Source organism: Streptomyces sp. NPDC060064 (assembly GCF_042736455.1).
GTDB lineage: Bacteria > Actinomycetota > Actinomycetes > Streptomycetales > Streptomycetaceae > Streptomyces.
In genome coordinates this window covers 109943-124620 of record NZ_JBHWWF010000026.1, presented here as the reverse complement: position 1 = coordinate 124620, position 14678 = coordinate 109943, and the positions used below count along the sequence as shown (strand labels likewise).

The 14678-nt window shown below is 66.4% G+C and carries 11 protein-coding genes and 4 pseudogenes; 7 read left to right on the top strand and 8 right to left on the bottom strand.

Annotation, left to right across the window (positions count from 1 at the left end; translation table 11 throughout):
- The 4 genes and pseudogenes from ACFWDI_RS28135 to ACFWDI_RS28120 all read right to left on the bottom strand — a co-directional run.
- A pseudogene (locus ACFWDI_RS28135) lies at window positions 1-598 on the bottom strand (non-ribosomal peptide synthetase); the annotation flags it as partial.
- Window positions 599-604: 6 nt separating this feature from the next.
- Complete coding sequence (locus ACFWDI_RS28130; protein ID WP_385307921.1) at window positions 605-3121, bottom strand: Pls/PosA family non-ribosomal peptide synthetase; 2517 nt, start codon at window positions 3119-3121, stop codon at window positions 605-607.
- Between the two features lie 767 nt (window positions 3122-3888).
- A complete protein-coding gene (locus tag ACFWDI_RS28125) occupies window positions 3889-4080 on the bottom strand; it encodes a hypothetical protein (protein WP_385307919.1) in 192 nt (63 codons plus the stop codon).
- Window positions 4081-4175: 95 nt separating this feature from the next.
- On the bottom strand, window positions 4176-5030 hold the full coding sequence (locus ACFWDI_RS28120; protein WP_385307918.1) for a helix-turn-helix domain-containing protein: 855 nt from the start codon (window positions 5028-5030) through the stop codon (window positions 4176-4178).
- Window positions 5031-5184: 154 nt separating this feature from the next.
- On the opposite strand from ACFWDI_RS28120, the gene ACFWDI_RS28115 reads away from it, so the two are divergent.
- Window positions 5185-5790: an NADPH-dependent FMN reductase gene (locus ACFWDI_RS28115; protein ID WP_385307916.1), complete on the top strand. Its 606-nt coding sequence runs from the start codon at window positions 5185-5187 to the stop codon at window positions 5788-5790.
- A 419-nt stretch (window positions 5791-6209) separates the two neighbouring features.
- On the opposite strand, the gene ACFWDI_RS28110 is transcribed toward ACFWDI_RS28115, so the two are convergent.
- Entirely contained in the window at window positions 6210-6587 is a 378-nt protein-coding gene (locus ACFWDI_RS28110; RefSeq protein WP_327321410.1) for a peptidase inhibitor family I36 protein, read from the bottom strand.
- Between the two features lie 599 nt (window positions 6588-7186).
- Between ACFWDI_RS28110 and ACFWDI_RS28105 the strand changes: the two genes are divergently transcribed.
- The 3 genes and pseudogenes from ACFWDI_RS28105 (at window position 7187) to ACFWDI_RS28095 (ending at window position 8244) form a co-directional block, all read left to right on the top strand.
- Window positions 7187-7321 carry a hypothetical protein gene (locus tag ACFWDI_RS28105; protein ID WP_385307914.1) on the top strand — a complete coding sequence of 45 codons (135 nt, stop codon included), beginning with the start codon at window positions 7187-7189 and terminating at the stop codon, window positions 7319-7321.
- A 12-nt stretch (window positions 7322-7333) separates the two neighbouring features.
- Window positions 7334-7552 (top strand): annotated as a pseudogene (locus ACFWDI_RS28100) (DUF1330 domain-containing protein); the annotation flags it as partial.
- 83 nt (window positions 7553-7635) lie between these two features.
- Window positions 7636-8244: a GPP34 family phosphoprotein gene (locus tag ACFWDI_RS28095; protein WP_385307912.1), complete on the top strand. Its 609-nt coding sequence runs from the start codon at window positions 7636-7638 to the stop codon at window positions 8242-8244.
- A gap of 221 nt (window positions 8245-8465) precedes the next feature.
- On the opposite strand, the pseudogene ACFWDI_RS28090 reads toward ACFWDI_RS28095, so the two are convergent.
- Window positions 8466-8612, bottom strand: a pseudogene (locus tag ACFWDI_RS28090) (IS1380 family transposase); the annotation flags it as partial.
- A gap of 44 nt (window positions 8613-8656) precedes the next feature.
- Complete coding sequence (locus tag ACFWDI_RS28085; protein ID WP_385307910.1) at window positions 8657-9040, bottom strand: hypothetical protein; 384 nt, start codon at window positions 9038-9040, stop codon at window positions 8657-8659.
- 162 nt (window positions 9041-9202) lie between these two features.
- Between ACFWDI_RS28085 and ACFWDI_RS28080 the strand changes: the two genes are divergently transcribed.
- The 3 genes and pseudogenes from ACFWDI_RS28080 to ACFWDI_RS28070 all read left to right on the top strand — a co-directional run.
- Window positions 9203-10030: an FAD binding domain-containing protein gene (locus ACFWDI_RS28080; RefSeq protein WP_385307908.1), complete on the top strand. Its 828-nt coding sequence runs from the start codon at window positions 9203-9205 to the stop codon at window positions 10028-10030.
- On the top strand, window positions 10027-12744 hold the full coding sequence (locus tag ACFWDI_RS28075) for a molybdopterin-dependent oxidoreductase (protein WP_385307906.1): 2718 nt from the start codon (window positions 10027-10029) through the stop codon (window positions 12742-12744). The genes ACFWDI_RS28080 and ACFWDI_RS28075 overlap by 4 nt, the downstream gene beginning before the upstream one ends.
- A 20-nt stretch (window positions 12745-12764) precedes the next feature.
- Window positions 12765-13184, top strand: a pseudogene (locus tag ACFWDI_RS28070) (DNA glycosylase AlkZ-like family protein); the annotation flags it as partial.
- Between the two features lie 405 nt (window positions 13185-13589).
- Here the strand turns inward: ACFWDI_RS28070 and ACFWDI_RS28065 are convergent.
- On the bottom strand, window positions 13590-14456 hold the full coding sequence (locus ACFWDI_RS28065; RefSeq protein WP_385307904.1) for a GNAT family N-acetyltransferase: 867 nt from the start codon (window positions 14454-14456) through the stop codon (window positions 13590-13592).
- Between the last annotated feature and the right edge of the window lie 222 nt (window positions 14457-14678).

The following is a 14678-nucleotide window of genomic DNA, read 5'->3' as shown; positions in this document are numbered from 1 at the left end:
CGAGGGCGGTGAGGTGGTAGCCGGCGATCCTGGCGGCGCAGTCCGCGTCCAGCACGTCGGTGCGGTAGCGCAGCCGCAGCGCGAGTTGGTCGCCGCGGTGGGGGAACCCGATCCAGAGCGCGGTGCCTTCGGCGAGATCGCCGCCGTCACCGGTCGGATCGAACGCCGTCTCGAGCGAGGGTTCGCTCAGCTCCAGCTCGCGCCACAGATCATCGACCGGGAAGTCCTTGTGCGCCAGTAGTTCCGAGGCGACTTGATGGGTGTTCAGCAGCAGCGTCCGCCACGAGTCGGGTTCGGTCGTCAGCCGGCAGGGCAACGGCCGGCCGCCCTCCACGGCGACGTAGCCGGTCGCGACCTCATGCTCGCCCGACAACGCGGCGAGCACCTTGGCATGCGCGGCCAGCAGCACCGAACTCAGCGGCACCTCCAGCTCCTCCGCCAGCCGGCACAACGCTCCCACGACGTCGTCCGGGACCGCCGCCTCGTACTCGACGACGCCCGGCACCGGAGCGCAGTTCCAACGCGGCACAGTGGTGAACCCGCCGGCGCCGAGCACACCGCGCCAGAACTCCACGTTGGCATTCACGGGCGTTCCCATGGTGGTCTACTTCCACTCCTCGCCGCTGTTCCGGCGGATCTGCCGGGCCGGATTGCCACCCCACCGCGCGTACTCCGGGACGACCTCGCCCTTCATGAGGAAGGAGTCGGGGGCGAGCACAGCGCCGTCGCCGATCGTCACGCCGTAGTGGACGAAAGCACCGACCCCGAGGGTGCAGCCGGAGCCGATCGTGCTGCGGTCGGACTTGAAGGTGCCGTCCTCCTGCGAGTGGCACTGGATGACGCTCCCCGCGTTGAGCGTGCAGCCGTCCCCGATGGCGACCATCGTCCGCTCCGTCAGATAGCAGCCGTCGTCGAAGACCCTGCGACCGAGCCGGACACCCAGCAGCCGCCAGATCACGTTCTTGAAAGGGGTGCCGTTGAAGATCCGCAGATACGTCTCCGACGGCACCTTCCAGAAGCGCTCACGCCGCCAGAAGCGGAGGTCGTAGATCGAGCAGAAAAGCGGACCCAAGGGGTGGAACGCCGTGACGGCACGTTCGACCAGCACGAAGTACACGGCAGTGAACGGAAGTACGAGGACGTAGGCCAGTGCGATCGCCGACGCACCAAACGAGGCGTAGAGGTCCGCCGCGCCCGAGAGGAGCAGGGTGACACCGAACAAGTGGATCCATCCCACCAGCAGGAACAGCCCCATCGTGGCGGCATTGTGCCTGTTCTTGGATGCGAGGCGGCTGCGCAGCTTCTCGCCGCTCTTCAACCCGTCGAACCTGCTGTCCCGCTGCACCGATCGCGGAATCTCGAAGCTGGGCGAGCCGAGAAGGCCGACACCCTCCCGGATCTCCCCGTCGACAGGGACCATGACCTTCGTGGCGAGGAGGCAGTTGTCGCCCGTCCTGCCCCGCGAGGGGTAGGCGATCCTGTTGCCGAGGAAGTTGCGCGCTCCGATCGACGCCCGGGACACGCGAAAGGAGGTGCTCGAGAAGTCGGCGTTGATGATCGACAGGCCGTCGGCGACCATCGTTCCGCTCCCGACGGAGCTCAGGTACGGGGTTTCGTGCCTCACCTCCGTACCGAAGTTCGACCCTGTCTGCTCGATCCTGGAGAGGTCGTACCCGAGGAAACGCAGGTAGTGGACGATGCAGGAGCTGTCGCCGAACAGGCGCGTCAGGAACCTCCTGTTGGTCACGAACGCGATCGCCCGGTGCACCCCGTAGTGGAAGCCGTACAGGGGATAGACCCTGCCAGGTGTGATGGCCCGGGCGAGCAGGCGGGGGACAGTGGCCAGGACGAGAAGAAGGAGGGGCACGGCGCCGAAAAAGAGCACGGCGGAGGCAGCCAGGGTGTCGAGGAAGAACGTCCAGCTCGTGAGGACCGCGGGCCCCGGTTCCAGGACCGCGCGGAGCTGCGGGGCCAGTGCGAGCAGCATGCCCGCGCCGCCGACCGCCAGCGGCACGTACAGGAGCAGCACGGCCACAAGCTGCAGGACGCTGTGGGTCGCCCTTCTCAGGGGACCGCAGCCGGCCGGGCCCACCACCTGGTACTCCACCTGGGTGGGCTGCGCCGGTGACCCGTGCCAGTGCTCGCCGTCAGGCACTGCCTGACCACTGTGCAGGGAGGAGGCATGGCCGAGCTGAGCCCCGTTGCCCAGCGAGGTCTCGATGTCGAGCACGGTGGCCTCGCTGACGACCACGTCCTTCCCGAGGTTGACCGGGCCGACCTGGATCACGCCGGCGCGAGCCCGGTAGCAGTTGAAGAACGAGTCCTTGCGGATGACTGTGCCGTCGCCGATGACGAGCAGGTCGGTGCACACGGGCACATTCCGGGAGAAGACCGCGACGCCCCGCCCGATTCTCGCGCCCAGCGCCTTGAGATAGAGCGCGTAGAGCGGCGAACCAACGAACAGGACCAGCGGGTCCGACCGGACCAGCGTCTTGACGATCCAGAAGCGGACGTACCCCAGGCTCCAGATGCGGATCTGCCGGGGCTTCCACCGACCGATGAGGGTCCATTTCACCAGGATCGGAAGGGCACACAGAACCAGAAGGCCTGCAGCGCCGAAGATGATCGATCGCAGATAAGCGTCGATCACGCCCGACCCGGCAGAGATCCACTCGTAGCCCCGAGCGGTGACGAGCGCGAGGACGTAGGAGTATCCGAGGAAAGTCAGGAGCTGCAGCGCGCCGCACAAAACGTACTGCGGCATCCCCGCCGGGGCCGCTGACACCGAGGCCGACGGCTCGACCGGGGAGGCGGGCGCCGAGTCCGCCAGCGCCGTCGCCAGGCTCCTGATCGTCGGATGCCGGTAGATGTCCTTCATCGATACCGACGGCAGGTCCGCGCGCTTCCTCACCCGCGCGCAGAAATGCGCCATCACCAGCGAGTCGGCGCCCAGTTCGTCGAAGAAGTGACTGTCGACCGATACCTGTCCGACGCACACGACGTCAGCCAGCACCTCGGCGAGGATCCTCTCGGTATCAGCGGCCGGTTCGGCATACCCGCCCCGAAGGGGTGGGGACTCCTCCTGACCGGAGGTCAATGCCTCGACCGGGTTTCCGACCATGTGAGCTCCCTGGAGAAGTTGCGGCCGTCACCGGCCGCCATGGGCCCATGTTCCGGGCCCCGGCGCTGCACCCCGGCAAGGGGCAGAGCGTGTGACCCGTACGGCGGGTAGCCTTCCGGGCGCGGACGGTGAGCCGGTCGGGAGGCTCCCCAATCCGGTTCCGTGGATGCTCGACGCGAGCCACAGACGGATGTCTCACTTGTTATTCGGCACATGCGGCTACAGGGATTGCGCATTTCGGTACTTATCTCACATGTCGGCCCCTATCTCGAGGAATGGACAACCCGCGAGCCCGGACGCGGCGACCGCTCGGGCATGCGCCACCGGGGAAGAGGGACCGGGAGGGCCGAGAAACAGGTGAGGATCGCCGAATCGGACGCGGCCACCAGAACCGCCAGGGCTGTGGGGTGTGAACCAAGGCCATGGATGAGTACGGCCTGATCGATCACTACTGGGTGTGACACCCCGTGCCGGTTCGGTCCACCGGTCCTCCCCGCGCCGGACTTCGGCACACTGACCGCGGAGCCACCCTTTCCAGTCAGCTGGCCGGCTTGTGCGTCGGGAGGCCTGCGCGTCGGCGTGATGGAGCTGCTGGAACCGGTGGTTGAGGTTGAGGTCACGGTCACCGTGCCGGAAGACGCCGTATGCGGGGTGCTCGGCGGCCTGACGGCACGACACGGGGTCTTGTACGGCAGGACACGGGGTCTTGTCCGGACCGACCCATGCTCGCGTGCCGGTCGCAGAGCTGACCGGTCTCGGGGTCGGCCTCAGGACCTGCGCATCACCCGTTCGGCAATGAGCGCGGAGAACTGGGGCGGCAGCAGCCTGCCGAAGATCAACGGGGTCAGCGCGTTGGCCCGCCCGTCGATCACTGACAACGTGCTGCGGGTGAGTGCGCGCAGCGTCGTGTCCACGATGTCGCGCGGGTCGCGCTTTCCGCGTGCCGGTCGCGTGTTCATCGGCAACGGATGGTCAGGGTTTGAATACTGAGCCAGACGACAGCCCTGCTGTCAACAGGGCCCGTAGCCGTACATCGCGTGCCACGCGGCCCGCGTCAGCCGGGCACTGCGCGCAGCGCGCCCGGCAGGCGGCCGGTGAGGCGGTCGAGTGCGGCGGATGTGGCGTCGTTGGCGGGGAGGTGGACGATGAGGCGCTGGTCGTCGTCGGCGGGCAGTTCGAGGGTTTCGTACGCCAGGCGCAGCTCGCCCACCTCGGGGTGGATCAGCCGTGCTACGCCGCTGGACTTCGGAAGGCCGGGCACGGTGTCCACGCGCTCGGCGAAAGTCGCCCCGGCGGTGACGGTCAACTCGTCCGCGAGCGCCGCGACATGCCGATCCGCCCGGAACGGCCCTTGCTTGAGGGCGGCGACTTGTTCGTCTGCGATGCGGTCCCAGTCGGGGTAAGCGGTACGCGCCCGGTCGTCGGTGAACACGAAGCGGGCGAGGTTCGGCGGCCTGCCGTCCAGCAGACCCATGGGTCCTGCCAGCCGCTCGTAACCTGCGGTGCAGGCGAGAATCTCGCTCAGCCGGTTGATTAGCACGGCGGGGGCGGGCTCAAGGCGGTCGAGCAGAGCCCGCACGGTGGGGCGCACCTCGCGGGCCGGTGTCGCGCCGCCCATGCAAGTGAAGCCGCCCTCGGCCCCCTTGGTGAGGCGGTGCAGGTGGATGCGTTCGCTCGCGGTCAGCCGTAGCGCGTCGGCCAGTGCGGAGAGCACTTGCGCGGACGGCCGGCGGTCGCGTCCCTGCTCGAGCCGTGTCACGTATTCGACGCTGACTCCGGCGAGCGTGGCCAGCTCGGCCCGGCGCAGGCCCGGCGTACGGCGGCGGGGCCCAGTAGGCAGCCCCACCTCGGCGGGTGTGACGGCTGCACGGCGGATACGCAGGAACATGCCCAGCTCGTTGTCGCTCACATTGCGAACGTAACAGGCGTGGCCGCCAGGATCGTGGCCCTGCCATTACCAGTCTCGGCCCGGCCTTCCTGGTCTCCGCCCCGCCCGGCAGGTTGAGAGTCGTGACCACCGAGGTCACCTGTCACCTGCTGACTTGCGGAAAAGGAGCACAGCAATGCCCAGTGAGACCCTCAACCTCGCGGTGATCATCGGCAGTGTCAGGGAGGGCCGGTTCGGCCCAGTAGTCGCGCGATGGTTCGTCGAGCAGGCCGTGCAGCACGGCCAGTTCACGGTGGACCTGATCGATCTCGCGGATACGCCCCTGCCGCTCGAGCTGCCGCCCGTGCCGCCGGCGCTCGAGCCCGACATGGTCCGTCCCGCCGAGATGGCGGGCCTCACCCGGCGGATCGCGGCCGCAGACGCGATCGTCGTGGTGACGCCGGAGTACAACCGCAGCTTCCCGGCCTCACTGAAGGCCGCCATCGACTGGCACTACACCGAGTGGCAGGCCAAGGCGGTCGGTTTCGTCGGCTACAGCGGGGGGAGCGGCGGCATCCTGGCGATGGAGCAGCTGCGCCAGGTCTTCGGCGAGTTGCAGGCCCACACGGTCCGCGACTACGTCACCTTCCCCCGGTACTACGAGCTCTTCAGCCCCGACGGCATCCTCAGGGACCCCGAGGGCCCCAATGGTGCCGCGAAGGTACTGCTCGACCAGCTCCTGTGGTGGGGCTCGGTCCTCCACGACGCCCGGCGCGACCGCCCGTACACCACCGCGCATTAGGGAAGGACTGTCATGCGCGGTGCGAGGGTGCGGGCGCCTGCGGCGCGCTGATGGGCGCGGCAGGAAGTCGAGTCCAACCCCCACCGCGCCCCACGTTCCTCGGCAGCTGCGGCTCCAGTCGAGCCCACTCCTGGTCCGACAGATGATCCCGCCCCACACCGGCCGAAATGATGTGACGCCGACACAGCCACACGGCCCGTCGGACAGTGCCCAGTACCCGTAGGCCGCCTACCAATAGAGGCAGACGCGATGGAGGGCGCCACCCTAAAGGTGGTGGCTGTGCCCTCTCGCTGTTCCAACTGGCAGCCTCTGCCTCTGATGAAAGACGCGGGTTCTGTTGGCCCGATGCATCAGCCGGCACTGCGCCGCGCCATATGGCTATGTGCTTCCTCGGCTCCGCGGGGTGTGGAAGAACTCCACTAGCACTCGCCCCGCCACCTGACGCCGTAGATGACTTCGGTGTAGGGGGCAGTCCACTTGTATTCGCCTGGCCCCGGGTTGTAGTGAAGGCAACTGGTTACCGTGCCGTCTCCTTCGTACCAATACGTCATGTCGACGTGGTCGGCCCCGGGCAGGCGGTACCCATTGTTGAATACGGACCGGAATGCCACGCTCCCGCTCCAGTTGCCTGCCGTTTTCAGAACCAGGGTGCCTGTCTGGTCCGGCCCGCTCCAGGCACAGAAGTACCCCTTGGGGCAGCCGGCCGGGTTCGGCTCGGCGGAGGCGGTGGGCGCTAACGCGATGACGCCGAACATAGCGGCGGACGCGGCAAGGGCCGCAGTAATCCCTTTGCGCATGTGTCTCTCCTTCACTTGTGGCTGCCTTCATTCTTCGGGCCCAGATCGAAGACGCGCAAACACTTCAACGAAGCTGGAAGTGTCGCCACGGCCGAGGCAGATGGTGCTGGCCCGTGCTGAGCGAGTGTGAGTTGGAGGAGTCGTGAAGTGGATTTACGGTCAGGCCGCCCGGTCTGGGCTTGATCCGCTTTGACGGATATTTGAGATCAGGGGTTCTGCCCCGGAAGGGCTCACGCCACGGCGTCGCTCTGTACCGCGCGGCGGAGGGCAAGCGCACGTAGGCGGCGGTGGCCAGGGACCTCGCGATCAGTAGGGAGACGCTGCGTACGTGGGACGCAACGACACCGTCGAGTCGGCGCCCGCGCGTCGTGACGGATGCAGTTGCCGTCCTCACTCCGTAAGCTCGTATACGGGAGTGCTCGTCTGCGGGTAGGCCCGCTCGGCGCACGACGCCCCTCGCCTCCCGCTCCTCGAGGCGCTGGTTCAGCACGTTCCGGCCCGCCTTCGGGCTCGAAGCGTAGATCCGTGAAGCGCTTCGAGCCGAACATCAACTCTCGCGGACGACCGGGCAGGGTCCACCGCTTACCCATCAGATCCACATGACCACATACCTGATCGATCAGCTGCGCACCCCCGGCATACCGCAGGAGGAAAACCTGGCCTATCTGGAGCAGGTGGAGGCCACCACGGCGTCGTACGGAGGAATGTGGCTTGCGATGGACGCCGAGGTGTAAGTCCGCGAAGGCGCTTGGCCTGGCTCGGTGGTGCTGCTCGAGTTCCACGACATGGCGAAGGCCAAGGAGTGGTACAACTCGCCCGAGTACCAGAAGATCCTGCCATTGCGTACCGACCGCACGATCAGTGACCTGATCCTGGTTGACGGTGTCGGGCCGCACTTCACGCCCGCCGGCTACGCGCAGCAAATCCGTGCCGCGATCGGAGCGGCCTCCGACAACGGCAGCTGATCTTGCCGCTCGGCGTCATGCCGGGCGCCGGACACGCTGATCCGCGACGCATCGCTACTGATGCCCCTGACGTGGAGCCATCCATGACCACACCGCGGGACCTGATGATCGTCGCTTTGGACGAGACGTCCAGTCGCACTGTTGAGCCGGGCGATCTGTCGCTTGCGCTGGCGGGCGCCGAATTGATCGACCTCCTGGGTGCTCAAGCCATCAGACTGGACGACGATCACATCGTGCCGAGCCATCGGCAAAAAATGGCTGATCGCCTGTTGGACGAGGCCGCGTCGTCACTTGACCGACAACCGCCGTACGAGTCCGTCGACGACTGGCTGTGGCGCAGAGGCCGCGGCCTGTCCGCGGCGTATCTGGCAGCCCTTGAGGCGGAAGGTCAGCTCACTCGGCAACGCCGCCACCGCTGGATACCCTCCCGGACGAGCCAGATGGTGCTGGTCGATTCGCCCGATCGCCGCCTGGCGGCGAACCGCATGACATCGGATGAGCCCATCCTTGCCGCTCTTGCAGCGGCTGTCGGGATCCGCGACAAGCAGACTGGCGCCTCCCCGAGCGTGGCCGACGACGAGGTGGCGACAGCGCTCGCCGCCGTCAATGACGCGTTGAGGGAACTGGAGGTCGAACGGCAGCGGCGAGCTATCGACGAGGCGGCCTTCGACAACATTTGGCGAGGCGACTGACGACGGCACACGTGGCGATCCTGCCGTGCCGGTGCCGGTGCCGGTTACTGGCGCTGGACGCCGAGCGTGTGTGTCGTTTTACGTCCCGCCTCTCATCGACCACCAGCACCGCCTGATTGTTGTGCAGATGCTCCACCATGTAGCCGCACACCTCGTAAGGCACCAGATCGGCATTCCGTTTGGCCCGGCCGAGCAGGTGCCGTACCCGGTCCGGAGTCGCCCATGCGGGCGGCGGCGGGCAGCAGTCGGTAGCGGAGCTTCTTCCGCTCGGCAGTGGCCAACTCGCCGTCCAGCAGGAGTGCCTGGGTCCAGGCGATCAGGTCGATGGCTGCCAGGGTCAACTCCAGCCACGCTGCGTTGGTCCCGAAGCTCAAGCGGCGGCGCTGCCACCGCAAGAGCAGTAAGACCACGTTCAAGGTCGTGTACGCCGGTCACCAGCCTGCCCGCTGAGCCGGCCGACCCGGCCCGACTCGCGTCCATGATCCGCGGTCATTGGGCCGTGGAACCCCTGCACCACATCCGCGATGTGACCTTCGGCGAGGACGGCTCCCAGCTTCGTACCGGCAACGCGCCCCGCGCCACGGCGACCCGGCGCCACCTTGCCATCGGCGCCCCGCGCGCCGTCGGTGCGGCTGCGATGCCCTGACTTGGCGAGGCCGGACCGTTCCGCGATATGCTTGAAAGGAATCCATGCGCCCGCCGGTCCTTCCTCGAGCAGTTCGACCGCAGCGGCCCAAATTTGATTCTGTCGCTCGAGGTTGTGCCGCTCCCAGCGCATCGTGACCCGTTTCGACATTCGACGAGTGTATCGAGCCGAATGTCCGCAATCGAAAAAGTATGTTCGCAGCCCTACCTGCAACAATCAGATCGGGGAGATGCTAGCGGCGCCACGCGCTGGTTGATCGAGTTCGGTAGGCGGTCCGTCGCACGATTATCGTCGTGAGGGAGATCAGTTCCCATGGACCTCAACACCATCACCGAAGTCATCCGGCGCCCGTCCGATCGGCCAGGCGTGGACTGGCGCGAAGGCGACGCTTGGCTCGCAGGTGGAACGTGGCTGTTTTCCGCGGAGCAGCCAAGCCTGCGCCGCCTGATCGATCTGACAGCGTTGCGTTGGGATCCCCTCTTCCCGAGCGACGCGGGCCTCGAAATCGGCGCAACGTGCACCATCCGCGACCTGTATACCTTTGCGCCGCTAGGTGATTGGATCGCGGGCACCCTTTTCGCGAAAAGCTGCGAGGCGTTCTTGTCCTCGTTCAAAGTCTGGAACTCGGCGACCGTCGGCGGCAATATCTGCATGTCTTTGCCTGCTGGCCCAATGATCACGCTGACGGTCGCACTCGAGGCAAAGTACGAGCTGTGGGCTCCTGACGGGTCCGCGCGCATCGTCGATGCCCTCGACTTCGTGACCGGCAACAATCAAAACATTCTTACTCCCGGGGAAATCTTGCGGCGCATCGACATTCCAGCGCGTGCCCTGAGGAAACGCACCGCGCACCGCCGCTTCACGCTGACCCAGCTCGGCCGTTCGACGGTATTCCTCATCGGTACTCAAAGGCCAGGAATGAGCGACCTGCTGCTCACCGTCACAGCCGGCACTACACGGCCTGTGCGTATTGCTTTCGACGCCATGCCCGATGCCCGAACTCTGCAGCAGAGCATCGACGTTGTCCCAGCCGACGTGTGGTTCGCCGATCCCAACGGGTCCCCCGACCACCGTCGCCACCTGACAAAGCACTTCGCGGAGGAGATTCGTCGCGAACTCATAGCTGGGGGCTTGGCATGACATACATCGTGAACGGCACGAGCTTCGACGAAGAACCAGACCCCGGCCAGTGCCTGCGCACATTCCTCCGCTCACTCGGCCTCTATGGCGTCAAAAAGGGTTGCGACGCAGGCGATTGCGGCGCATGCACGGTGTGGTTGGACGGCAGTCCGGTGCACAGCTGCATCACCCCTGCTTTCCGCGCGGACGGTCGCGAGGTGACTACGATCGAGGGTCTCGGATCACCCGGCAACCTGCATCCAATGCAGCGACAGTTCCGCGACGCCCCGGGGTTCCAATGCGGTTTCTGCACCGCAGGGATGATCATGACGTCGGCAACGTTCACCGAGGCCCAGAAAGAGGACTTGCCACGGGCGTTGAAGGGCAACCTCTGCCGCTGCACCGGCTATCGAGGGATCGAGGATGCCGTGAAGGGCGTCGCCGGCGTGGAGACAGCCGCGCCAGGAAAGGCCGTCGGGACGAGCGTCGGTGCGCCGGCAGCCAACGACGTGGTAACCGGTCGCGCCGAGTTCACGATGGACACCCACATCGAAGGCATGCTGCACCTCAAGGTGCTGCACTCACCACACGCGCACGCCCGGATCGTCTCGATCGACAAGACAGCTGCACTCGCAGTTCCCGGCGTGCATCGGGTCTACACCTGGGAAGATGTGCCGCGCAAGCCTTTTACTACGGCGATCCACAGCGACCATCTTGTCGATCCGGGCGACACCTTCATCCTCGACAACACGGTCCGCTTCGTCGGCCAACGCGTCGTTGCGGTCCTGGCCGACACGGTCGGGGCGGCAGAGGAGGGCTGCCGAAGGGTCGTCGTCGAATACGAGGTAATGCCGGCAGTATTCGACCCTGAAGAGGCAATGGCCGAGGGGGCGCCACAGCTGCACGGCGCGGACGATCCATTCGTCTGTGATCCCGTCCACAACATCTTGCTCGAGATCCATTCGCACATCGGCGATATCGACGCGGGGTTCGCCGAAGCAGACCTGATCCACGAAGGCACGTACTCGTCACCGCGAGTGCAACATGCGCATCTCGAGACCCACGGCTCCATTGCCTGGATGGAGAACGGCCGTCTGAACGTCCGCACCAGTTCGCAGTCACCGTCGATCGGGAAAGTCAAACTCGCCCATCTGTTCGCGCTGCGCCCGGACCAGCTCCGCGTGTTCTGCAAACGCGTTGGCGGCGGTTTCGGCGGCAAACAGGAAGTGATCTCGGAGGATCTGGTCGCACTCGCCACCCTGGACACCGGGCGACCCGTCTGCTTCGAGTACACCCGCGAGGAGGAGTTCACAACGGCTTCGCCACGACATCCGATGACGTTGACGGTCAAGCTCGGCGCGAAGGCGGACGGAACACTCACGGCGTTCCAGGTCCGCAATGTGTCGAACACGGGCGCCTACGGCAACCACGGCGGCGAAACGCTGTATGCAGGCGGCGCTGCCGTCATGATCTACCGCTGCCCCAACAAGAAGTACGACGCGTTCTCCGTCTATACGAACACCGTTCCGAGCGGGGCACTGCGAGGTTACGGGATGACGCAACCGGCGTTCGCCGTGGAATCGGCGATGCACGAACTGGCACTCGCCTTGCACATCGATCCGCTCGAACTGCGACGACGCAATATCGTGCGACCGGGTGATCCGCTCGTCGCCATGCATGAAGGCCCCGACGACGTGATGTTCACCGAGGACGGACTCGCGAAGTGCATCGATCTAGTGAATGACGCCATGGCCCGTACAGCCGATGAGCCGTCCCCCGGCCCCGAGTGGCTCGTCGGGACCGGCGTCGCGAGTTCATTGCACGAGACCGCGCCCCCGACCGAACACATCTCCGAGGCCTGGGTCACGCTGGGCGACGACCTCATGTACGAGTTGGCCATCGGAACAGTCGAATTCGGCGAGGGTACGTCGACCGCGCATGTCCAGATCGCGGCCAACCAGCTGGGCACGACGCCGTCGCGGATTCGCCTGGTGCAATCCGACACCGACCGCACGGGATTCGACACCGGCGCCTTTGCGAGTGCAGGCCTTTTCGTTTCGGGCAACGCGGTACTTCGAGCGGCCAATGCTGTGCGCGACCGCATCCTGGAATTTGCTGCCGCGCACACGGGTATCCATCTCGTGTTGTGCTCGATGGACGACGAGGTTGTCGTCTGCGGCGACCAGCGCGTGTCGTTGGCCGAGCTCGTCGCATTGGCCCGAGCGCGCGGAATTCGATTCACCGCCGCCCGCAAGGCCTACGGCTCACCCCGAAGCGTCATTTCCAATACGCAGGGGTTCCGCATCGCTGTCCATCGGGTGACGGGTGAGATCCGTATCCTTTACAGCGTCCAGGCGACCGACGCCGGCGTAGTCATCAACCCCGCACAAGTCCGGGGACAGGTAGAAGGCGGTGTCGCCCAGGGAATCGGCTTCACATTGACCGAGAATTACCACGTCGACGCGAACGGTGTCATGGTCAACCCGAACTTTCGCAACTACCGCATCCCCACCTACGCCGATATCCCCCGCACTGAGGTGCTCCTGGTGGACTCGGCGGATTCCGTTGGGCCCATGCGGTCGAAGGGGATGGCGGAAAGCTGTATCAACCCGGTGGCCCCCGCGTTGGCGAACGCGCTCCACGACGCCACGGGCGTCCGCTACCGCGCGCTGCCCCTGACTCCGGAACGAATTTACAGCCGGCTCAGCGAAAACCAGTCGGTGCCGACGGCCTGAGCAGATGAACACCGAAAAGCGGTCTCGCCCGACTGCCGGCCGCAGTCGCCGCGATACGCGAGGAGCTGGTCACCTTCCGCGACGAGCACGGCCGCGAGCTGTTCGACCTCCCCGGTGCACCGCGCCCCGACCTCGACGCACCCGCCCCCGTGCGGTTCCGGCCGGCTGTCGACAACGCGATCCTCGGCTATATCACGGCCGCAGCCGGGTCATCGACGACGCCGACCGCGGCCTATCGGTTATCGGCGCTCGCGTTGTCCTGTTCGACGGCCGGGTCGCCGCGACCTGGAGTGTCAAGGCCGGCACCGTGATTGTCTCCCCGCTACGCGCCCTTCTCCCCAGCCGACCGCACCACCGTCGCCGAGCAGGGGCGGGCGCTGGCGTCGTTCCTCTCCGACACCGACAGCCACCGCGTACGGGTCGCCGCGTCTTCCCGCTGAGCGGTACACAGCGAGGTCCCCTTCCCCGCTGTGCCGTGCCGTGCCGGGGCGGCGGGCAACTGTCCGACTACCTGGGCAGTTTCGCCGTGCGCTCCGGATGGGCGGCGCAGACGCGTCGGCGAAGTGCGCCTGTGGCACTAAGAACCGTGGGTAGGGGTGGATCTCACCAGCGTCCGGACTGAGCGGCAAGGGAGCGCGTAGCCAGGGTCGGCTCAGCCGGTGCTTTTCGCGGGGCCTCCAGGGCCTGCACGACCTCTGGGTTCTCAACTGATGGACGACGCGCTGAAGTAGAGCCTGTTGCGAGCTCGTCAGCAGCGGCTGGTTGACGCATGACCGTGCCGTCGCAACAGCACGATCGACGGGCCGGACCCAGGTGGTGCCCAGGCCCCGCCCGTCCTTTCATCCTTACAGATCGAGCTGGAACTGGAGCGCCTCGTGCGTGGGGTGGTAGCCGAGGCTGTCGTTGATGTGTCTCATGAATGTGTTGTTGTCGGCGGTGTCCGTCAACAGGCCGCCGAGGTCCGGGTAGCGCCCATGGGCCTGGCTGATCGACTCAGCCTTCATCCATCGGCCGAGGCCGTGCCCGCGGTGTTCGGGCAGCACGCCAGTGCCGTAGTGCTGGCCATCGCCCTTGCCATTGCCGGGCACGACCAGTTCTGTGAACCCGGCGATCGAGCCGTCGGACTTGTCGATGGCGACGACAGTGTGCAGCAGATCGCCGCGCTCTTCGACGGCCTGCGCCACGGCCCGGACCCGGTCCACGTCCCAGGTCACGGTGCCGTAGTCGGTGTCGTCCATGGCGCGGCGTGAGGCGGCGAACGTCTGGGCGATGTCGTCGGGAACGGTTCCCTGCCACGACGCCAGCCGGTAGCCGGGACGCGGACGCTCAATGATCTCGGCGAGCGTGGTGATGTCCACGTCGGCCAGTGACAAGCGGGTGAACTTCAGCGTGAGGACCTTGCGGAAGCCTCGGGCCGACAGAAACCGGTCCCCAGGAGTCCCGGACTCGGTCTGTGCGATGACGCAGCGTCTGGCGTCGTCCCGGGCGGCTGCCACAGCGACGTCGAGAAGCCGGGAACCGACACACTTGCGCCGCTCCGCCGGATGGACATGGATGGTCAGTTCGGCCAGGTGCTTCTGCCCGGCATCGGCGAACAGGCGTAGGAAAGCTGTCCCGACGGGTATGGCATCGGCGTCGCTCGCCAGCCAAACAAGACGTGGGCTGTACAGGCTGACATCGGGGTCGGTCAGTGGGGTGATGTGAAGCGACAAGGTGTCTCCGCCGTGAGGAGGTGGCGAATTTCAGTACGCGGAATCAATCGCTGGGCACTCCTGCGCATGTGCTCCACACCTCCTTGTCGACGGCGCTGGTCCGGAACAGCAGGGACGTCCGGGAGAACGTAACCGCTCCGCAGCCCCTCTGCAAAGGGATATCGGGGGCTGTTGCGACCGCGTGGTCGCAGCCACTCGCTCATGGCCGCGACCACGCGGTCG